This is a genomic window from Kribbella lupini (genome assembly GCF_039529595.1).
Classification (GTDB): Bacteria; Actinomycetota; Actinomycetes; order Propionibacteriales; family Kribbellaceae; genus Kribbella; species Kribbella lupini.
In genome coordinates this window covers 803,648-822,851 of record NZ_BAAANC010000003.1, presented here as the reverse complement: position 1 = coordinate 822,851, position 19,204 = coordinate 803,648, and the positions used below count along the sequence as shown (strand labels likewise).

Genomic DNA, 19,204 nt, shown 5'->3' with positions numbered 1-19,204 from the left:
GCACGAAAACCCTTGCAGGGTTGGAAGTTGTGCAGCTGTTGACAGGATGTTCGCCTTCGCGGTTCGATCGTGGATCGGGATTCGGCGAAGGAGCCTGGTGTGAACCTCACGGTCCAGGTCGGGGGTTGATGCCGCATGTTCGTCACCGGACTCGTGCTGGCTGCCGAAGGATCGCCACGGCTCGGCGTTCCCCGGCAGCTGCTGGCCTACCGCGGTGAAACGCTGCTCGGTGCCGCACTCGACACCGCGCGGGACTGCGGGTTCGACCAGCTCGTGGTGACGCTCGGTACGGCGGCCGACCAGATCCGCGACCGCATCGACCTGGACGGCGTCCGCGTTGTGGACACTCCTCACGCCGACACCGGAAGCTCGTCCATCGTGCCCGCGCTGGATGCGGTAGACCGCCGTACCGACGGGCTGGTGGTCCTGCGCGGCGACCAGCCGGGCGTGACCGCGGCCGCCGTCTGGTCGCTGGTCGCCGAGGCCGCCACGCCGATCGGCGTCACCCGGTACGACGACGGCCGCGGGTACCCGTGCTGGTTCGGCCGCGAGACCTTCGGCTCGCTCCGGTCCCTGCGCAGCGACCAGGACCTGTGGCCGCTGATCGAGACCGGGCCGCACCCGGTCACCGATGTGGATGCCCTGGGCAACGTTCCGCGGCCGGTCGACACCTGGGACGACTACCAGTCCCTGGTCGGTCACTACACCGCGGCCTCGGCCGAGCCGCTGATTCCGCCGGCCGCCGTCCCCACGCGTTCGCGGCGCCCGAGTCACACCCGCACGAACAACTAGCGGGGGTTGCGTCCTTCGCTGCTTCGGCCGGCGAGAGCGAGCCCGGCGAGGCGCCGTACGCGACGCTGAAGCTCGAGCCTGGTCAGTGGCTGCCGGACAGGCGCAGGCCGAGGACGCCCGCGACGATCAGCGCGATGCAGGCCAGGCGGACCGGGGTGAGCGGCTCGTGGAACAGGACGATGCCGAGCGTCACCACGCCGACCGAGCCGATCCCGGTCCACACCGCGTACGCCGTACCGACCGGGAGGCGGTCGAGGGTCTTGGCCAGCAGGACCACCGACGTGATGCCGAAGACCAGGACGGCGAGCGTCGGCCAGAGGCGGCTGAAGCCCTCGCTGGGTTTGAGGCTGAGGGCGAACGCGATCTCGAAGGCCGCCGCGGCCAGCAGGATGATCCACGCCATCACGCGGCCAGCGAGCCACGCAGGTGGCGAAGGGTGACGGTCGCGACCCGGCTGCCCAGCGCGGCGGCGGTCCGGAGATCGGTCTCCGGCGGGGCCTTCTCGGCGGACAGATCGGCGTCGGACTGCGCCATCGCACCGAGCCAGCTGCCGAGCCGGTTGAGGTCCTCGATGCTGGCGGTCGACTCGGCCCAGCCGGGGTAGATGTCGAGGCCGACCCAGATCATGCCGTGCTGAGCGGCCAGTACGGCGAAGTCGACCAGGCTGTTGAGCTTGTCGCCGGACATCGCCTTGGAGTTGGTGAAACCTGCGGCGATCTTGTCGCGCCAGCCGAGATTGTCGGCCCAGACATCGGCGCTGGCCTCGGCGAACGCCTTGAAGACGGCGCTCGGGCTGCCCATGTAGGTGGGCGCGCCGAAGATGATCGCGTCCGCGGCTTTGAGGCGAGCCCAGACGTCGTCGGTGAGCTCGTCGAGGGAGACGAGGTCGGCGGTCGCGCCTGGTACGGCGTCGGCGCCGGCTGCGACGGCTTCGGCCTGGCGTGCGGTGTGGCCGTAGCCGGAGTGGTACGCGATGGCGATCCGGGCGGTGCCGGAGGAGTCGGGCTGGGGCTGGGGTGCGCGTGTGGGCACGGGCTGGCCGGGCTGAAGTTCGGCGGCGCTGGGCTGGCCGGCGGGGACCTGCTCGGGCTCGTGGGCGGTGGGTGTTGCGGGCATGGGTGCTACCTCCTGGCGGATAATCGGACTACAGTCCGTCTTATGGACGACAGTAGCGGACCACGGTCCGTTTCACAACGAGATCTTCCGGTCCTCGGCGAACCACGCCCGGAACGCGCCGATGCACGCCGCAACCGGCTGAAGGTGCTGGAGGCCGCCGACCGCTTGTTCGCCGAGCAGGGTGTGACGAACGTGTCGCTCGACGCGATCGCCGCCGAGGCCGGCGTCGGCAAGGGCACCGTCTTCCGCCGCTTCGGCGACCGCGCGGGTTTGGCGGTCGCACTCCTCGACGAGCGCGAACGCGAACTGCAGGAGCGGATCCTCACCGGCCCGCCGCCGCTGGGCCCGGGCGCGCCGGCGGCCGACCGGCTGACCGCGTTCGTCGACGCCTACCTGGAGCTGCTCGACCGGCACGTCGAGCTGTTCATCGACAGCGAGAACGCCTCCGACGGCGCCCGCTACCGCATCGGTTCGTACTGGCTGTGGCACCGGCACGTGGTGGTGCTGGTGGAGGAAGCGCGGCCGGAGCTGGACGCCGCGTACGTCGCGCACGCCGTACTGGCCCCGCTGGCGGCAGACCTCCACCAGGCCTTACGCACCGAAGGATTCGACCTCGACCGAATGCGCGCCGGCCTGACGTCGGTCGTGCAACTGCTCTTCAGGCGCGCGTGAAGAACAGAACCTCAGGCCCAAGCCGATCGGCGATGCGAGCTTCCGCAGCACCCAGCAGGTCACCTGGACCTGCCGCGCGAACCTGCATCTGTCAGTCGGACTTCTTCTTGTCGTCCGTCGTCGTGTGGGCGGCCTGCGCCTCGGCCAGGCGGGTGCGGGCACCCTCGAGCCACTGGTGACACGTAGTCGCCAGTTCTTCGCCGCGCTCCCACAGCGCGAGGGACTCCTCGAGCGTCGTGCCGCCGGCTTCGAGTTTGCGGACGACCTCGACCAGTTCCTCGCGGGCCTGCTCGTAGGAGATGTCCGGTCGGGGGTCGCTCACTTGCTGGTCTCCTTGCTGGTGACTTCGACGTCGAATCGCCCGTCGGTCACGCGGGCGTGCAGGGTGTCGCCCGGGGTGACCTGGTCGAGCTGGCGGACTGCGGTGCCGTCGGCGAGCTGGAGCACGGAGTACCCGCGCTCGAGCGTCGCCTTCGGGGACAGGGCGCGCACGCTCGCCAGGCGATGCGCCAGGTCGTCGCTCGCCCGGTCCAGCCGGTGCAGCAGCGTACGGCGGTTGCGATCGACCAACGCGGCGATCTCCTCCGAGCGCCGCTGGAGATCGGTCGCGGGGGAGGCCAATGCGGGCCGGCTCCGGATCGCCGCGAGCGCGTGCGCCTCACGATCGAGCCAGCTCGTGATCGCTCGCAGCCCGCGATCACGAAGCAGCCGTACGCCGTCCAGCTCTTCCCGTACGTCGGGAACGATGCGCTTCGCCGCATCGGTCGGCGTCGACGCGCGCAGGTCGGCGACCAGGTCGAGCAGCGGCGAATCCGGCTCGTGCCCGATCGCGCTGACCACCGGCGTCTTCGCCTGGGAGACCGCGCGGATCAGGCCCTCGTCGGAGAACGGCAGCAGGTCCTCCAGCGAACCGCCGCCGCGCGCGATCACGATCACCTCGACCGACTCGTCCGCGTCGAGCTTGCGCAGCGCCGTCATCACCTCCCCGGCCGCGGCCGGCCCTTGCACCGAGGCGTGCTCGACCCGGAACGCGACGGCCGGCCAGCGGCGCTTCGCGTTCTCCAGGACGTCACGCTCGGCGGCCGAGTCGCGCCCGCAGATCAGCCCGATGGTGTGCGGCAGGAACGGCAACCGCTTCTTGCGGTGCGCCGCGAACAAGCCTTCCGCGCCAAGTAGTTGCTTGAGGCGCTCGATCCGCGCCAGCAGCTCGCCGATGCCGACGTGCCGGATCTCGCTGACCGCCAGCGCGAGCGTGCCACGCCGGGCGAAGAAGTTCGGCTTGGCGTTCACGACCACCCGCGAACCGTCGGTGACCGGCGGGTCGACAGCCTCGAAAACCCTGCGGTTGCAGGTGAAACGCAACGAGATGTCCGCGTCGGTGTCGCGCAGCGTGCCGAACACGGTCGTCGTCCCGCGCCCGATCGAGACGTCCGTCAGCTGCCCTTCGACCCAAACGGCGCCGAGCTGGTTGATCCAGCTCGCGATGCCGTTCGCGATCGTCCGCACAGCAGCCGGCGCGTCCGGCGAGGTCTCCAATGCCATTCCCAGACCCTACGGCCCACCGCCGACAATCCCACGCACCCCGTCCACAGGCAGCCCGTACGCCGTACCGTTCACGGATGCGCGACCGCCCGTACCTGCTGCTCGACGTCGACGGTCCCCTCAACCCGTACCGCGCGAAGACGATCCCGCCGGGCTACGCGCTGCACGACATCCACGAGGGCGAGAAGACGTGGACCTTGCTGCTCAGTCAGCAGCACGGCGTCGAGCTGAACGCCCTCGCCACGTCGTACGAGCTGGTCTGGGCCACCACCTGGGAACACGGCGCCAACCGCCTGATCGCACCCCGCCTGGGCCTGCCGGACCTCCCGGTGATCAGCTGGCCCGCCGACGCCCGCTCGGCGCCCCGCCGGAAGCCCAGCTCGTGGAAGACCCGGTACGTCGCCGAGTGGGTCGGCGCGCGACCGTTCGTCTGGATGGACGACGAGGTCAACCGGTTCGACCGGGCTCACCTGCGGGCGATCGGCGGCCTCGGGCGGCATCTGGTGCACCGCGTCGACGCGAGCCACGGACTCGGTGCGGAAGACTTCGCCGTACTACGTGCGTGGGTTGAGTAGACCGCGTACGACGTGCTCCAGCGCTCCGTCGGACAGCACGCCCGGGAGCGTCAACTGCTCGAGCATCAGCCCGCCGACCGCGCAGTAGAGCACCAGCGGATCGCCGGGAAGTCCATGTGCTTCGTGGAGTGCCATGTTCTCCTCCAGGTTCGCGCGCACCCGCTCGGTGAGGGCTTGCTGGAGAGCCGGCCGGCGGGTGGCTTCCAGGCGGAGCTCCAGCAGCGCCAGGTAGCCGGTCCGGTCGGCGTTCAGTCGGTGGCGGAGCAGTTGGAGCAGCGCGGTCAGGAACTCGGCTGACGGCGGCTGATCCAAGTCGGCCGGGTCCGGGCCCAGTCGATCGTGGATGCGAAGCCCGGCCTGGGTGAGCAGGTCGTCGCGGTTGGCGAAGTAGTTGGACGCCGTGCCGTTCGGTACGGCGGCCGCGGTGTCGACCGCACGGAAGGTCAGGCCGCGGGCTCCTTCGGCGGCCAGGACCTCGATCGCGGCGTCGATCAGCGCGGTACGGCGTTCAGGGTTGCTGCGCATTCCGGTTGTCTCCTTCGAACCACTATGCCTAGAGTACTACGACTGGAGTGGTAAGGAGCAGAACATGCGAGAACTGACCTATTTCGTGGCGTCCACGCTGGACGGATTCGTGGCGGACCCGTCAGGCGGCGACCCGACTGACGTGAGCCCAGGCGGGTTCTTCCTGTCGCAGGGGGGACCACTCGGAGCCGCTGCTCACGGCGTACCCGGAGACCGTGCCGGGCGCCGTACGGGAGCTGCTCGGGCTCGACGGCGAGAACAGGGTGTTCGACACCGTGCTGATGGGCCGGCGGACGTGGGAGCTCGGGCGAGACACCGGTGCGCCGGACCCTTACCCGCGCCTACGGAGCTACGTGTTCTCGCGGTCGATCACGCAAAGCCCTGTGCCGACGGTAAATTTCGTCTCCGGCGACCCGCTGGAGAAGGTCCGGGAACTCAAGCAGGAGGACGGTCTGGGCATCTGGCTGTGCGGCGGCGGGGTGCTTGCCGAGACGCTCTGGCCGGAGATCGACCGCCTAGTGGTGAAGGTGAATCCGGTCGTGATCGGTGCCGGCATCAAGCTTTTCCACAGCGATGAATTCGCCCTCCGGAAGCTGCGCCTGGCCGGGCACCATGTCTACGAGAGCGGCGTGGCCGTGCTGACCTACCGGAAGGAGTGAAAATGCCTTTGCGCAAACGGTTTTCGCATCCGCATCCTTTAGGACGTGAAGCACCTCCTAGGGGGAGCCGCCCGGACAGGGCGGGCGGCTCCCTTGCTTCGCCGGTGCGAGGTGAGCTGCGCCACGGCCGTCGGGCCCGCCGTGCCTCGCCCCGTACGATGGGGGACGTGACTGCCCAGCCTGAGACCAGTGGTTCGACAGCCGTGAAGACCAAGCGGGTGCTGCTCGCCGCGCCGCGGGGGTACTGCGCCGGCGTGGACCGGGCGGTGGTCGCGGTCGAGAAGGCACTGGATCTGTACGGTCCGCCGGTCTACGTGCGCAAGGAGATCGTGCACAACAAGCACGTCGTGCAGACCCTGCAGGCGCGCGGCGCGATCTTCGTCGACGAGACCGACGAGGTGCCCGAGGGCGAGACGGTGATCTTCTCCGCGCACGGCGTCGCCCCGGTGGTGCACCAGGAGGCGGCCGCGCGGCAGCTCAAGACGATCGACGCGACCTGCCCGCTGGTGACCAAGGTGCACCACGAGGCGAAGCGGTTCGCCGCGACCGACTACGACATCCTCCTGATCGGTCACGAGGGCCACGAAGAGGTCATCGGCACCAGCGGCGAGGCGCCGGAGCACATCCACTTGGTGGACGGTCCGGGCGACGTGCCGAACGTCGAGGTCCGCGACCCGGAGAAGGTCGTCTGGCTGTCCCAGACCACGCTCTCGGTCGACGAGACGATGGAGACCGTACGCCGGCTGCGCGAGCGCTTCCCGAAGCTGCAGGACCCGCCGAGCGACGACATCTGCTACGCCACCCAGAACCGCCAGGCCGCGGTGAAGAAGCTCGCCCCGGACGCGGACCTGATGATCGTCGTCGGCTCCCGCAACTCGTCGAACTCGGTCCGCCTGGTCGAGGTCGCCGTCGAGCACGGCGCCAAGGCCGGGTACCTGGTCGACTACGCCGACGAGATCGACGAGGCCTGGCTGGACGGCGTCGACGCGGTCGGCGTCACCAGCGGCGCCAGCGTCCCCGAGATCCTCGTCCGCGACGTCATCGACTGGCTGGCCGCCCGTGGCTACGGCGAGGTCCAGGAAATCAGCACCGCGGAGGAGACCCTCGTGTTCTCCCTTCCCCGCGAACTCCGCACCGACCTCAAAGCCGCCGGCATGGCGACGACAGGCACCTCCGACCACGCCTGAGCTCGCGTCGCACGTCCGACCACGGACCACGCCTGAGGTCGCGTCGCCAAGTCCGGCGTACTCCTGATCAGGCCTGATCAGGAGTACTTTCCGGTCCACGGCCGACTACGGCGTGGCGGAGCTGGTCGGGCCGTCGATCTTGACCTTCAGGGTCTTCTTCATCGGGACCTCACCGTTCGGTCCGCAGTAGGTGATCACGTAGCTGAACGTGTAGGTCCCCGGCTTGAGGTATGTGTGCGTCTGGGTCTGCCCGGTCGACGTTCCTGACACCCGCTCGTTCGCACCCTCACAGGTCAGTCCACCACCGAGCTTGCCGGTCGGTGGGTCGTAGCGGCCGTCGCCGAAGTCGTAGTCCCAGTTGAACGAGTTGTCCGGGAGACTGCTGCCGGTCGTCGCCGTCTTGCCGGAGAAGCTGTCGATCGGCGTCAGCAGCGAGCCGGTCCAGCGGTACGTCACCGTGAGTTTCAGCCCTTGCACCTTCGGGGTGAGCGACAGACTGATCTTCACCGGCCCGGGGGCTTCCGGTGTCTCGGTCTTCGGGGACGACGGCGAGGTCGGGGGTGGGGTGCCGGTCCCTTCGCCGGTGTCGGTCTCCTGATTGCCCGGCTCGAGGGTCTCAGCGGTGACGGCAATCGAGGACTTCGGGCCCGTCGGAGTGCTGGTCGGGGTCGAGGTGGGGACCATCGCGGTCGGGGTCGGGCCGTCGGGAGTTTCGGTGACCGGGGGAGCGGAGTCGATGCCGGTCAGGTTGCCTGCGGCCAGGGCGATCGTGGCGACCGCCGCCGTGGCCAGGCCGGCGACGAGGCCGGTGGTGCGGCGACGGCGTACGGTCTTGATCCGCGCGAACACGGCGTCGCTCGGCAGGCCGGTCGGTTCGGGGGCGTCCTTGACGAGGGCCTGGAACTTGGCCTTCAGCTCATCGGTCATAGGTCAGCCCTCCAGTCGGGCGGGGGCGGAGGTCAGGGGATCGGACTCGGCGAGCAGATGGTGCTCGCGGAGCTTGGCGAGACCGCGGGACACGGTGCTCTTCACCGTGCCGACCGAGCAGCCCATGATCTTCGCGACCTCGGCGTCGGGCAGGTCCTCGAAGAATCGCAGCGCCAGGGCCGCTCGAGTACGGCGGGGGAGCGTGGCCAGCGCGCGGAGCAGCCGGTCACGCTCGTCGATGGTGCCGAACTCCGACGGCGCGGCCGATTCGGGCAGCGTCTCGGTCGGGGTCTCGCCCTTCCACTTGCGGCGCCACCACTGCGTACTGGTGTTCACCATCACTGTGCGGGTGTAGCTCTCCAGGGCGTTGCCGCTGCGCAGCGACTTGCGGTGGAACCACACCTTGGTCAACGAGGTCTGCACCAGATCCTCGGCCAGGTGCCACTCACCGGTGAGCAGGTACCCGAACCGCTGCAGCGCGGTGAACCGCCCGTTCACGAACTCGGCGAACTCCTCGTCAAGCCCTGGATCCATCCCGGTGTCCCCTGCCCCAGCCTCGGTGCCGGCTGTCGGGCCGACCTTGTCAGCACTGTGACGACCGAGGCGGGTCAGAAGGTTGAGTTACGGCCGGAATTGCTCGAACCGGCGAAGAACGAAGGCCCAGCCGGTGTCGTAGTTCGCCCGCACCTGAGCGCCGTCCGGCACGCGTTCCCAGCCGGTGTGCGTCAACTCGACCAGCGTGCTGCCGGCCCAGCTCCCGCTCCCGCCGCCGCTGCTCCCGCCGCTCCCGCTCCCGGCGCTGACGCCGCTGCCCCCGGCGCCGCTCCCGCTCGCGCCGCTCCCGCCACTGTCGCTGCCGCCCCCGGCGCCGCTCCCGCTCGCGCCGCTCTCGCCGCCGCCGCTCCCGCTCGCGCCGCTCCCGCCACTGTCGCTGCCGCCCCCGGCGCCGCTCCCGCTCGCGCCGCTCTCGCCGCCGCCCTGGCTCCCGCCGCCTGCGCCGTCGTCAATCGCCGTGAAGCGGATCGTGACGTGGCCGGCCTGCTTCGGATCACTGCCCGGGTGCCAGCTGAAGCTGACCGTGTGCGGCGGATCCCAGTCGGACACCGTGCCCCACGAACCGACCGGCCCGCCGGCGTCGTACTCGACGATCTGCCCACCCACCGCACCCTCGAGCCGTACGTCGGTCGCCTGCTCGCCGCGCACCGAGTGCGTCGCGAGCGGCCACCACTTGCCCAGTTCCTCCGTGAACAACTTGAACGCCCGCTCCGGCGTCGTCGGCACCACCACGGTCTTCACCAGCGGCGCCAGACCTTGCTCGATGCTCATGACTTCCCCTCGCCTTCAGTACGCCGTACGTGCTCCGCGAACGCACCCAGCGCCTCGTCCCAGAACTGGTCCAACCACCGCCGCACGGCCTCCAGCCCTGCCGGATCGACCCGATAGATGTTCCGGGTCCCACGCGCCTCGTGCTCGACCAGCCCAACCCGACCAAGCACCTTCAGATGCTGCGAAATCGCCGGCCGACTCACCGGCACGCGCCCAGCCAACGCCCCCACCGAACTGGGTCCACCCCGCCGCAACGTCTCCAAGATCACCCGCCGCGTCGGATCCCCCAACGCATCCAGAACGGGCGAAGCCGCATCCAGTACTCCGTAAGTCCCCACGAACGGTAAGCTCCCACTAACCAATCAGCTAGTCAAGAGCCAACGCCGGCCGCCGGCCGTCCGCCATCGCTGATCAACGTGTCCGGCTGAGCGCGGCTGGGGTGATCCAGGCTTGGGGTGGGCGTGGGCGTCAGAGGGGGCGAGCGACGGATCTCCACCACTCACCAAGGTGCTCGGCTCGGGCTGGCGTGGGCGTGGGCACGCTGCAGGTGGGCCGCTGGGTTCGTGGTGTGGGAGTTGGTGAGTGGTGGGTGTCCGCTCTGCCCGCCGACCCGAGGCCGGCCGACGGCCATCACTGATCAACCTGGCCGGCTGAGCGGCGGCTGGGGATGATCCAGACGTGGAACAGGAAGTGCAGACGGCCAACTGAGGGCTTGATCAGTGGTGGGCGTCGGCAATCCCGCGCAACAAGAACCCGGGCCCCACCGCGGCAGCTGCGGGGGACCCGGGGGTCGGAGAAGCGCCGGACGGCGGCGCCTCAGGTCAGTTGAAGGGGTCGAGCGTGATGCTCGTCTGAGTCGGGTTGCCGTCGTGGACGAGGGACTCGTGGGCGCCGACGTCGTCGAAGGCGAAGCCGTAGGCCTTGCCGTCGGCCATTTGGGCGTGGACGAGGCGGGAGTAGTGGTTGGTGACGCCGTCCTGGTAGAAGTTCGCGTTGCTGGCGTCCGGCTGGTTGGGGTTGGTCAGCAGCGTCGAGCGGTTGAAGCCGGCGCAGAGGGTGCGGGAGATCGGGCCGCGGACGAGGTCGTTCGGGGCGTCGAGCAGGCCGGCGCAGCCGAAGATGCTGGCCGAGTTCGGCTTCTGGAACGACGTCACCACCTGGCCGGAGGTGTTGGTGAAGTTCATGGTGTTGCCCGACACCCGGCCGAAGTACTTGATGTTCGGCTGGTCGGTGAACGGTGTGACGGTCAGCGTCTCGTTGGTGTACTTCGACCAGACCCGGTTCACGTAGTCGTCCATCACCGAACCAGGCAGCGCGCCGGTCTCCACGCCGTACGACGGCGCGAGCGCCCGCAGTACCGATCCGTCGGGCGCGGTCTTGATCAGGTTCGACCAGCCGCCGGACTGGCCGCGCAGCGCGTTGAAGAACGCGTTGTACCCGCCGGGCTTCAGGTGCCCGGTCGTCTTCGTGCCGGCCGCGGACTGCACGCCGACGGCGTACGGCGCCGAGAACATGTCGACCTGGGTGCTGTTGATCCACACGCCGGAGTCGTTCAGCGTGTACTCGGTCCAGTTGAACAGGATGTTGGCGTTGGGGTCGCTCGGGTTCTGCACCGCGGGCTGGACCAGGCCGCCGGTGGTCAGTTTGAAGACCAGCTTCTGGCCGTACGAGAAGTACACCCGGCCGGAGAACTTCGGCATCTGGATCGTGATCGACTGGCGGTTGCCGGGCCCGGGGATCGAGGCGTCCGGCGCCGGGGTCGGCGGGTTGCCGCCGGCCGGCCAGGCGTGGAACGTTCCGTTCGCGTCGGCCCAGCCCTGCTGACCGGTCGCGAGGTTCGTGCCCAGGTTGTAGATGTAGACCGCGTCGCCGCGGCCCGAGTTGTTGGTGATCTTCAGCGGCACGGTCGCCGGCACCGCTTGGGCGGGGGCCGAGATGACGGCGGTGAGCCCGGCCGCGACGGTGGCCGCGGCGGCGAGCACTGCGAACAGCTTCGTTTTGATGCGCACAACTCCTCCTCAGGTCTGTCCCAGTGCGAGAGAAGGTGGGGGCACCGGCCGGTCCAACGGCAGTTGCGTTACCAGGGCGCAGCCGCGCCGGACCACGGTGGAAACACCGGTGCTCCCGGCCCATCCGATGAGGGACGGTAGACCATCGAATGGGGGGTGAGAGCGCTCTCATCGTTGGACAGCGTTCCAACGATGTCAATGCCGAACCGCAGACAGCTTTCGTTAATTCGGTACGGAGTGCTGGCCGACCGTCACTGTCCGTAGAGAGATCAGCCGGTTTGCGAGTCGAGGCCCGGCAGCGGTGGCGGAGTGTCGCGACGGGTGCGGTCGACGGGCGGCGTCGGGACCCAGCGGCGGGTCGGGTCGTCGGAGGGCGGCTCGTCGAGGGCGAGGAGCTCGGGGGCGGCCAGTGGGCGGACCGAGGCCTCGATGGTTTCCATCGCCTCGAGCTCGGCCTCGGTGACGTGCAGGTCGCGGAGTTTGCGGGCGGTCGTGAAGACGCGGCTCTCGAACGAGCCGACCGTCCGGTTGTACGCGTCGACCGCCGAGGTGAGCGAGCGGCCGACCCGGCCGAGATGGTCGCCCATCGTGCTGAGGCGTTCGTACAGTTCACGGCCGAGCTCGAACACCTGCTGCGCCGACTCGGTCAGCGCCGACTGGTTCCACGCGTACGCCGCGGCGCGCAGCGTCGCGATCAGCGTGGTCGGCGTCGCCAGGATGACGCGGCGCTCGGCGGCGTACTCGAGCAGGCTGGGCTCGACGTCGAGCGCGGCGGACAGGAACGACTCGCCGGGCACGAACAGGATCACGAACTCCGGTGTCGACGGCAGGCGGGACCAGTACGCTTTGGCGGAGAGCTGGTCGACGTGCGTCCGCAGGTGTCGCGCGTGCGCGCGCAGCCGCTCCTCGCGGAAGTCGGCGTCGTCGCTCTCGGCCGCCTCCAGGAACGCGGCCAGCGGGACCTTCGAGTCGACGACGAGATTCTTGCCCTCGGCAAGCCTCACGACGAGGTCCGGCCGGAGCAGCCCGTCGTCGGTGACGGTCGAGGTCTGCTCGGTGAAGTCGCAGTGCGCCACCATGCCGGCGAGCTCGACCGTACGACGAAGGTGCAGCTCGCCCCAGCGGCCGCGGACCTGCGGCTTCCGCAGTGCGGTCGACAGCGACGCCGTCTCCCGCCGGAGCGCCTCACCGCTCATGCGGACTTCGTTGACCTGCTGGTGGAGCTGGGACTGCCAGGCCGCGCGGCCCTTCTCCAGTTGGCTGAGCTCGACGTGCAGCCGGTCCAGCGCCTCCTTGACGACCGCCTGGCCGGACATCTGCTGCCCGACCGACGTCCGCTCCTGTACCAGCTCGACCACCCGGTCCTCGGCCGCGTCGCGCTCGGCGGTGATCCGCGCCAGCTCGGCGCCGTCGCGCCCGCGCGACCAGAGCACGCCGAAACCTGCCCCGAGCAACAACCCGATGACGAGGAACAGCAGCACCAACAACAGCGTCGTACCGGTCATGGCACAGACAGTGACACAGGCCTCCGACAATTTCCGTCAGGCGGGTCAGCAGTCCATCGCGGGGAAGCTGTAGCCCTGGGCCTTGAGCAGCGGGAGGACCTTGTCCAGGGCCGCGACGGTCTGCGCGCGGTCGCCGCCGCCGTCGTGCATCAGGACGATGTTGTGCCGGTGGGCGTGGGTCAGGATGTTGTGCGCGATCGCGTTCGTGCCCGGCCTGGCCCAGTCCCGCGGGTCGACGTCCCAGAGCACCTGCGCCATCCCGGCGGCCCTGATGTCGGCGCGCACCTTCGGGTTCGAGGCGCCGTACGGCGGCCGGAAGCACTTCGACTGCGGGCCGTCGAAGATCTCGTGGTGCCGCCGGGCGGCCGAGATCGCGGTCAGCTGCGGGTGATCGATCGAGTGGCTGCCGATGGTGTTGCCGTCGGCAAGGATCTGGTCACGCAGGCCCGGGTACAGGGCCTGGTTGCGGCCGAGCTGGAAGAACGTGGCGTGGGCGCCGTACTTCTTCAGCACCTGGAGGACCTTCGGCGTCCAGATCGGGTCCGGGCCGTCGTCGAAGCTGAAGAAGATCACCTTCTGGTTGCCGGCCACGAGAGCCGCGGTCGGGTCGGCGACCGGCGTGCCCGGCGTGTGGTCCGGGGTCTTCGGCGGAGTGCTCGTCGGAGTCGTGGTCGGCGTCGACGGCGGCGGTACGGAGCCCGCCGTACTGCCGGCCGCGGCCGTGGGGTTGGGAGGTGTGGAATGTCCCAGTGCGGCGGCGAAGAGCCCGCCGAGAACGAGTGCGGCGGCCGCGGCGGTGCCGATGACGGCAGCAAGCTTTCGGGACATGATGCTCCCTTGCAGATCAGGCGGATGGTCCCCAGTTCGCTCCCCCTCAGGAGCTGTCACACCATGGAGACGCGGCGGGCCTTGACCTGGTTGGCAACGCCGTGTTGCAAGGAGATCTCGGTCGCTTCCGTGTCAGCCAACAACGGTGTGGTCACGCTTGCCCGAATCGCTTGCCGGTCGGCCGCCGGGCCCGGTAGATCAACGGGACAGGGCGAGGGGAGAACGCGATGGACGCCAAGGTGGTCTTCGAGACCGAGCGGCTGGTGGTCCGTGACTGGTCCGAAGCCGACGGCGATCGGGTGTACGACATCTACCGGCGCTGGGAGGTGTCGCGCTGGCTGGGCGCGACGCCGCGGGCGATGACGGACCGGGACGCCGCGTCGCGGGTCATCGAGCGGTGGAACCTGCGCAACGCCGATCCCGTGCATGGGGTGTGGGCGGTGGAGGAGAAGGCCAACGGGACGGTCGCCGGAACGGTGCTGCTCGTGCCTTTGCCGGAGCCGTCGGACCCGGTGCCGTCGCGGGGTGAGGTCGAGGTGGGATGGCACTTCCATCCCGACGCGTGGGGGCGCGGGCTGGCGACCGAGGCGGCGCGGGGCGCGATCGGCCGTGGGTTCAAGGCCGGGTTGCCGGAGATCTACGCGGTGGTGCGACCGGACAACCAGGCGTCGCTCGCGGTCTGCCGGCGGCTGGGGATGCGGCCGCTCGGGCCGACCAAGCGCTGGTACGACGCGGAGCTGGAGTCCTTCGTGATCTGAGGCACGCGGCAGTACGGCGTACGGGCGTGAGCGGTACGTCGTACCGGCTGTGGATTGGGGTCAGGCGGGACGGACGCGTACGCTTGGCGCCCGTGGCACTCACCATCGGAATCGTCGGGCTCCCCAACGCGGGCAAGTCCACGCTCTTCAACGCGCTGACCAAGAACAACGTGCTCGCGGCGAACTACCCGTTCGCGACGATCGAGCCCAACGTCGGCGTGGTGGGGGTGCCGGACGCGCGGCTGGGCAAGCTGGCCGAGATCTTCGGGTCGGCCAAGCAGCTGCCGGCGACCGTGCAGTTCGTCGACATCGCCGGGATCGTGCGCGGCGCGTCGGAGGGCGAGGGGCTCGGGAACAAGTTCCTCAGCCACATCCGCGAGTCCGACGCGATCTGCCAGGTGACCCGGGTGTTTCGCGACGACGACGTCACCCACGTCGACGGCAAGGTCTCGCCGGCCGACGACATCTCCACGATCCAGACCGAGCTGATCCTGGCCGACCTGCAGACCGTCGAGAAGGCGATCCCGCGGCTGGAGAAGGAGTCCCGGCTGAAGAAGGAGAGCGTCGCCGTCCTCGAAGCGGTGCGCGAGGCGCAGAAGCACCTCGAGGCCGGTACGCCGATCATCGCGACGAACGTCGACCGCGACGCGATCCGCGAGCTGATGCTGATGACCGCCAAGCCGTACCTGTTCGTCTTCAACTGCGACGCCGACGAGCTCGCCGACGAGGCGCTCAAGCAGCAGATGCGCGACCTGGTCGCGCCGGCCGAGGCGATCTTCCTCGACGCCAAGTTCGAGGCCGAGCTGGTCGAGCTCGGCGACGAGGACGAGGCCCGCGAGATGCTCGCCGAGATGGGCGTCGAGGAGCCCGGCCTGGACGTCCTGGCCCGCGTCGGCTTCGAGACCCTCGGCCTGCAGACCTACCTGACGGCCGGCCCGAAGGAATCCCGCGCCTGGACCATCAAGAAGGGCGCCACCGCCCCCGAGGCCGCCGGCGTCATCCACACCGACTTCCAGCGCGGCTTCATCAAGGCCGAGATCGTCTCGTACGACGACCTGGTCGAGGCCGGCTCGATGGCGGCGGCGAAGTCCGCGGGCAAGGTCCGCATGGAGGGCAAGGACTACGTCATGGCCGACGGCGACGTGGTCGAGTTCCGCTTCAACGTCTAGGTCTCCGGTCCGTTCGTCCGAAGGACACAGATGGCTCGCGCGTACAGCCCCGGCCCGAAGGAGTTCGTCTTCGGGGCCGGTGACGGCAACGACCAGCGGGTCGTCGTCGCCGATCCTCAGGAAGCCTACGTGGCGTTCTCGGAGTTCTTCCGGGGCCAGAACGGCGGCACCTGCACCATCGACGACGAGCCGGCGGGCCAGCCGTTGGTACTGATGCCCGGTCAAGGGGTGATCGTCCGGCGTACGGGGGCGAACGTCGAGTACCTCAAGGTCGACCGGCCCAATCGGTACACGCCGAGCGCGATGCTGTTCTTCGAGAACGGGTACGCCGGGCTCGATCACTTCGGCCAGTGGCTCTCGAACCTCGCGGACCTCGACGCGTCACCGGAGGCGCGCGGTGCGACTCGCGCCGCCACGATCACGACCGAAGCCGCGGCGCTCGAGGAAGTCGGCCGGATCTGGGGAGATTCGGGCATCGTCGACCCGAGCGACCAGTGGTACGTCTTCTTCGACTCGCACGGCGCCGACGACGACCGAGCTGAACGAGCCGCGCTGCTCGTGCTGATCGAGTTCCTCGGGCTCGAACGAGTCGATGCTCCGGCCGAGGCTGCCGACGGCGAAGTCTGGGTGCGCAGGGAGCCGCGCCTCGACGCCGAGCTCGAACGGTGGTCATGAGAGACGTCGTGTTCGCCCGTGCGAACGGGTGGATCCCGAAGGTGGTCCGCGACCACGGCGTACTGCGGATCGAACTCGGTGCCGGGGCCGACGCCAATCACGACCCTCGGACTTTCACATTCCCGATCGAGGACGCGCATCTTGCGGTGATCCGGGGCGATCTGACGAGGCACCTGCTGCTGTGGAGTGCGGTCCTGCCGCTGTGCGACGCGGCCGGGACTCGGGGCGCGATGGACGAGGATGCTGCCGTTGCGCTCCTGGAGCCGATCCTGTTCTCCGCGCCCGCTGACATCGACGCGCTGTTCCGGCGTATCCGGTGGGACAGGCGCCGGCTCATCTCGTACGGCGCCGACATCGACCTGCTCGATCGGGGGCAGGTCTGGGCCGCGATGGGCTCGGCGACGGAGACGGCTGACTGGGCTCGCGTTCAGGAGTACGAGGCGAGCCGCCGACGCACCCAACGCGGCGTGACACTGGCTCCGCTGGACGCCGCGATTCTGAAGTTCACGGGCCAGTACCTCCATGGCGCGACGATCCCGAAACGTCGTCCCGAGGCGGTCGATCCGGCGCTGCTGCCCGGCGTACTGCGGGTGATCGCGACCGCGGAGCGTGCGTGCGCCGCGATGAGGATCAATCGTGATCCGCGCCGGGGTGGCCGTGCCACGGACAAGCGTGACTGGGACCGGATGGCGGCGGCGGTCGACGCGGCCGTGCGGAGCGCACACCCCGAGCTCGTCGACGACGCGGTGGCGACGGCGAGTTTCCTGATGTGCTCGGAGGCCGCGGGCCGCGCCAGGAACCTGCCGATCGAGGACGACGGCGTTGCCGGGAGTTCGAAGCTGATCTTCACCGACGACAAGGGCGGCGAGGAGACGTGGTTCCCGGGCGGTTCTGGCTTCGCCAGTACGGCGTTCTGGGAGTTCGTCCACGGTCGTTCCGCGGCGGACAACGAGGTGTTCACGATCGAGGACGAGGCGAAGGGGGAGGGACTCCAACTCCACTTCTACGCGGACTCGATCGCGCGGATCACGACGGTGGTGGCTGGTGAAGGCGGGGCGGATCCGGAGTACCGGGTCGAGTACAGCCTGGTGGACGGGATGGACGGATACCGGGCTCTGATCCGTGCCTTCGTCAGCGGCGGTTGCGCCGCGCTCGACCAGCACGGGCCGTGGCTGACGGATGTCGCCGAGTTCGAGCGTGCTCGCCGGGAGCGCGACGCCGCACAGCGCTGACGGGCGCTGGACGCGGCGCGACACATCTGAGCGCGATCCGCCCGGCTGTGAGAATGTCGGGCGTGGACGACTTGTATCCCTGCCCGTGCTGCGGACATCTGGCGTTCGCCGAGCTGCCTGGGTCGTACGAGATCTGTTCGATCTGCTTCTGGGAGGACGACCTCGTCCAACTCCGTTGGCCGGACTGGACCGGTGGCGCCAATCGACCGTCGCTCCGGGAGTCCCAGCTGAACGTGGTGCGGTTCGGCGCGATGGAGCAGCGTTTCGTCGGCAAGGTGCAGGCGCCCGCGGCGGACGACCGAGTCGACGACGGCTGGCGCCTGATCGACGACCGGGATCTGTTCGAGCCGCGCGGCGTCGAGGAACGGCCGTGGCCTGCCGACCGTACGGAGCTGTACTGGTGGCGCCCGACCTTCTGGCGACGCGACGGGATGTCGACAATCGAGCGGTGACGTCGATTCCTGCCTTCCGCTACCACCCGGATCCGATCGCCACCGGTTCTGCAGTTGCCGACGAAGGCGCTTGCGAGCTCTGCGGTGAAGTGACTGGCTACCGCTACGCCGGCCCCACCGTCGGTCGGCAGTCGGAGCGGTCTGCCTCGGGTGCATCGCCGACGGAACCGCCGCCGAGCGGCTCGCGCGACCTGACGGGCCGGCCGAGTTCAGCGATGGGCTGTGGAGACAGTCCGACAGCGTTCCGACCGCGGCACTGGAGGAGATCCTGCATCGCACGCCCGGGTACTTCTCCTGGCAGGAGTCGTACTGGCTCACGCATTGCGGCGACGGCGCTGCTTACCTCGGCCGGGTCGGCTGGGATCAGATCCAGCACGACGTCGATGCCCTGGAAGCCCTCCGGCTTGAAGCTCACGAGCTTGGGATAGACCCTGCCGCGGCACAGGACTGGATCAGCCGCCTCTCGCCGGAAGGCGACATGACGGCCTATCTCTTCGCGTGTCTGCACTGCGGCGTGCACCTGGCTACTCCGACGCGAACTGAGGATTCGTGTCGTCGTGGCGTGGTCGGGAAGCAGGTTGGCGGGAATCGTCAATGTGGGGCGGGGTTGGCGTTTGTCGACGTACGGCGACATTGTGGAGATGTCGGCGTACGTCGACATCGGCTGCCCGGACGGAGGCGCCGGGGCGTCGGCGTCGGACTGGTGGAGGGTAGGAGTTTTCGGTGGAGGACGCCGTGGTCGGCGGCCGGGAGGGCCCGGACCGGAGACGGCGCAACTTGGTGTTCGTGGGGCGGAAGGTGTGACCCGCTGATATTGGCTGGCGCTGGGGCGGTCACACTTGGTTGGCTAGAGGTGTATGCCCTGACGGTTTGTTAAGGAGACGGTATGAGCGACAAGTCCAGCAAGCCGGCGAAGGACGATCTGCAGGAGAAGTTCCGCGAGGCGCTCGCGAAGAAGAACGCGCACCACGAGTCGCACCCGGGGAGTGGGCCGCGGCACGAGGGTGTCGGCGAGGCGCACAACGACAAGCAGAAGCGCCAGTTCAGGCGCAAGTCCGGCAGCTGAATCACGCCGCCCATCCATCCGTTCCGAGCCCCGGGTTGCCGCCCGGGGCTCTAGCTTTTCCTGGGCCTGTATGACGTGCGCCCGCACGTGAAGAGGAGCCGCGACCCCGCCGTCCAGAGGGGTCGCGGCTCCGGGATCCGGGGGACGGCTGATGCCCCCATCGGCGTACCCCGGACCGGTCAGAGGGTG

The 19,204-nt window shown here is 69.4% G+C and carries 23 protein-coding genes and 2 pseudogenes; 13 read left to right on the top strand and 12 right to left on the bottom strand.

The window, feature by feature from the left end:
* Window positions 1-135 precede the first annotated feature (135 nt).
* Window positions 136-792, top strand: a complete 657-nt coding sequence (locus tag ABD235_RS30050; RefSeq protein WP_344180258.1) for a nucleotidyltransferase family protein — start codon at window positions 136-138, stop codon at window positions 790-792.
* A gap of 82 nt (window positions 793-874) precedes the next feature.
* Here ABD235_RS30050 and ABD235_RS30045 read toward each other — a convergent pair whose 3' ends face one another.
* Both ABD235_RS30045 and ABD235_RS30040 read right to left on the bottom strand, forming a co-directional pair.
* On the bottom strand, window positions 875-1,195 hold the full coding sequence (locus tag ABD235_RS30045) for a DMT family transporter (protein ID WP_344180256.1): 321 nt from the start codon (window positions 1,193-1,195) through the stop codon (window positions 875-877).
* Window positions 1,195-1,908 (bottom strand): flavodoxin family protein, encoded by a 714-nt coding sequence (locus ABD235_RS30040; RefSeq protein ID WP_344180254.1) that lies wholly within the window; start codon window positions 1,906-1,908, stop codon window positions 1,195-1,197. Before ABD235_RS30040 ends, ABD235_RS30045 begins: the two co-directional genes overlap by 1 nt.
* A gap of 42 nt (window positions 1,909-1,950) precedes the next feature.
* On the opposite strand from ABD235_RS30040, the gene ABD235_RS30035 reads away from it, so the two are divergent.
* Window positions 1,951-2,580 (top strand): TetR/AcrR family transcriptional regulator, encoded by a 630-nt coding sequence (locus ABD235_RS30035; protein ID WP_344180252.1) that lies wholly within the window; start codon window positions 1,951-1,953, stop codon window positions 2,578-2,580.
* A gap of 91 nt (window positions 2,581-2,671) precedes the next feature.
* Here ABD235_RS30035 and ABD235_RS30030 read toward each other — a convergent pair whose 3' ends face one another.
* Together ABD235_RS30030 and xseA are read right to left on the bottom strand one after the other, a co-directional pair.
* Window positions 2,672-2,902, bottom strand: coding sequence for an exodeoxyribonuclease VII small subunit (locus ABD235_RS30030; RefSeq protein WP_344180250.1), 231 nt, complete (start codon window positions 2,900-2,902; stop codon window positions 2,672-2,674).
* The gene (gene xseA / locus ABD235_RS30025) at window positions 2,899-4,122 is read right to left on the bottom strand and encodes an exodeoxyribonuclease VII large subunit (RefSeq protein WP_344180248.1); all 1,224 of its coding nucleotides are present in this window, start codon (window positions 4,120-4,122) and stop codon (window positions 2,899-2,901) included. Before xseA ends, ABD235_RS30030 begins: the two co-directional genes overlap by 4 nt.
* 77 nt (window positions 4,123-4,199) lie before the next feature.
* Here xseA and ABD235_RS30020 point away from each other — a divergent pair, with 77 nt between their 5' ends.
* Window positions 4,200-4,697, top strand: coding sequence for an HAD domain-containing protein (locus ABD235_RS30020; RefSeq protein ID WP_344180246.1), 498 nt, complete (start codon window positions 4,200-4,202; stop codon window positions 4,695-4,697).
* Here the strand turns inward: ABD235_RS30020 and ABD235_RS30015 are convergent.
* Window positions 4,677-5,222, bottom strand: coding sequence for a TetR/AcrR family transcriptional regulator (locus ABD235_RS30015; protein WP_344180245.1), 546 nt, complete (start codon window positions 5,220-5,222; stop codon window positions 4,677-4,679). The genes ABD235_RS30020 and ABD235_RS30015 overlap by 21 nt on opposite strands.
* Before the next feature lie 263 nt (window positions 5,223-5,485).
* Here ABD235_RS30015 and ABD235_RS30010 point away from each other — a divergent pair, with 263 nt between their 5' ends.
* Entirely contained in the window at window positions 5,486-5,881 is a 396-nt protein-coding gene (locus tag ABD235_RS30010; protein ID WP_344180243.1) for a dihydrofolate reductase family protein, read from the top strand.
* A 158-nt stretch (window positions 5,882-6,039) separates the two neighbouring features.
* Window positions 6,040-7,068, top strand: a complete 1,029-nt coding sequence (locus ABD235_RS30005; RefSeq protein WP_344180241.1) for a 4-hydroxy-3-methylbut-2-enyl diphosphate reductase — start codon at window positions 6,040-6,042, stop codon at window positions 7,066-7,068.
* 105 nt (window positions 7,069-7,173) lie between these two features.
* Here ABD235_RS30005 and ABD235_RS30000 read toward each other — a convergent pair whose 3' ends face one another.
* The 7 genes from ABD235_RS30000 to ABD235_RS29970 all read right to left on the bottom strand — a co-directional run bounded on the left by ABD235_RS30000 (window position 7,174) and on the right by ABD235_RS29970 (window position 13,663).
* Window positions 7,174-7,995: a hypothetical protein gene (locus tag ABD235_RS30000; RefSeq protein WP_344180239.1), complete on the bottom strand. Its 822-nt coding sequence runs from the start codon at window positions 7,993-7,995 to the stop codon at window positions 7,174-7,176.
* A gap of 3 nt (window positions 7,996-7,998) precedes the next feature.
* Window positions 7,999-8,529: a SigE family RNA polymerase sigma factor gene (locus ABD235_RS29995; RefSeq protein WP_344180237.1), complete on the bottom strand. Its 531-nt coding sequence runs from the start codon at window positions 8,527-8,529 to the stop codon at window positions 7,999-8,001.
* Window positions 8,530-8,616: 87 nt separating this feature from the next.
* Window positions 8,617-9,321, bottom strand: coding sequence for an SRPBCC domain-containing protein (locus ABD235_RS29990; protein ID WP_344180235.1), 705 nt, complete (start codon window positions 9,319-9,321; stop codon window positions 8,617-8,619).
* Complete coding sequence (locus ABD235_RS29985; RefSeq protein WP_344180233.1) at window positions 9,318-9,659, bottom strand: ArsR/SmtB family transcription factor; 342 nt, start codon at window positions 9,657-9,659, stop codon at window positions 9,318-9,320. Before ABD235_RS29985 ends, ABD235_RS29990 begins: the two co-directional genes overlap by 4 nt.
* 483 nt (window positions 9,660-10,142) lie before the next feature.
* Entirely contained in the window at window positions 10,143-11,330 is a 1,188-nt protein-coding gene (locus ABD235_RS29980) for a glycoside hydrolase family 64 protein (RefSeq protein WP_344180231.1), read from the bottom strand.
* 269 nt (window positions 11,331-11,599) lie between these two features.
* Complete coding sequence (locus tag ABD235_RS29975; protein WP_344180229.1) at window positions 11,600-12,835, bottom strand: DNA recombination protein RmuC; 1,236 nt, start codon at window positions 12,833-12,835, stop codon at window positions 11,600-11,602.
* A 45-nt stretch (window positions 12,836-12,880) separates the two neighbouring features.
* The gene (locus ABD235_RS29970) at window positions 12,881-13,663 is read right to left on the bottom strand and encodes a polysaccharide deacetylase family protein (RefSeq protein WP_344180227.1); all 783 of its coding nucleotides are present in this window, start codon (window positions 13,661-13,663) and stop codon (window positions 12,881-12,883) included.
* Between the two features lie 227 nt (window positions 13,664-13,890).
* Here ABD235_RS29970 and ABD235_RS29965 point away from each other — a divergent pair, with 227 nt between their 5' ends.
* The 8 genes and pseudogenes from ABD235_RS29965 to ABD235_RS29940 all read left to right on the top strand — a co-directional run bounded on the left by ABD235_RS29965 (window position 13,891) and on the right by ABD235_RS29940 (window position 19,015).
* Complete coding sequence (locus ABD235_RS29965; protein ID WP_344180225.1) at window positions 13,891-14,421, top strand: GNAT family N-acetyltransferase; 531 nt, start codon at window positions 13,891-13,893, stop codon at window positions 14,419-14,421.
* Between the two features lie 92 nt (window positions 14,422-14,513).
* Window positions 14,514-15,590, top strand: a complete 1,077-nt coding sequence (gene ychF, locus ABD235_RS29960) for a redox-regulated ATPase YchF (protein WP_344180223.1) — start codon at window positions 14,514-14,516, stop codon at window positions 15,588-15,590.
* 30 nt (window positions 15,591-15,620) lie between these two features.
* On the top strand, window positions 15,621-16,265 hold the full coding sequence (locus ABD235_RS29955; protein ID WP_344180221.1) for a hypothetical protein: 645 nt from the start codon (window positions 15,621-15,623) through the stop codon (window positions 16,263-16,265).
* On the top strand, window positions 16,262-17,497 hold the full coding sequence (locus ABD235_RS29950) for a DUF6357 family protein (RefSeq protein ID WP_344180219.1): 1,236 nt from the start codon (window positions 16,262-16,264) through the stop codon (window positions 17,495-17,497). The genes ABD235_RS29955 and ABD235_RS29950 overlap by 4 nt, the downstream gene beginning before the upstream one ends.
* A gap of 62 nt (window positions 17,498-17,559) precedes the next feature.
* A complete protein-coding gene (locus ABD235_RS29945; RefSeq protein ID WP_344180217.1) occupies window positions 17,560-17,949 on the top strand; it encodes a CPCC family cysteine-rich protein in 390 nt (129 codons plus the stop codon).
* Window positions 17,868-18,056: pseudogene (locus ABD235_RS39950) on the top strand (CbrC family protein); the annotation flags it as partial. The gene ABD235_RS29945 and the pseudogene ABD235_RS39950, both read left to right, overlap by 82 nt.
* A gap of 29 nt (window positions 18,057-18,085) precedes the next feature.
* Window positions 18,086-18,826: pseudogene (locus tag ABD235_RS39945) on the top strand (CbrC family protein); the annotation flags it as partial.
* A 9-nt stretch (window positions 18,827-18,835) separates the two neighbouring features.
* Window positions 18,836-19,015, top strand: a complete 180-nt coding sequence (locus tag ABD235_RS29940) for a DUF5302 domain-containing protein (protein WP_344180215.1) — start codon at window positions 18,836-18,838, stop codon at window positions 19,013-19,015.
* Window positions 19,016-19,204 lie beyond the last annotated feature (189 nt).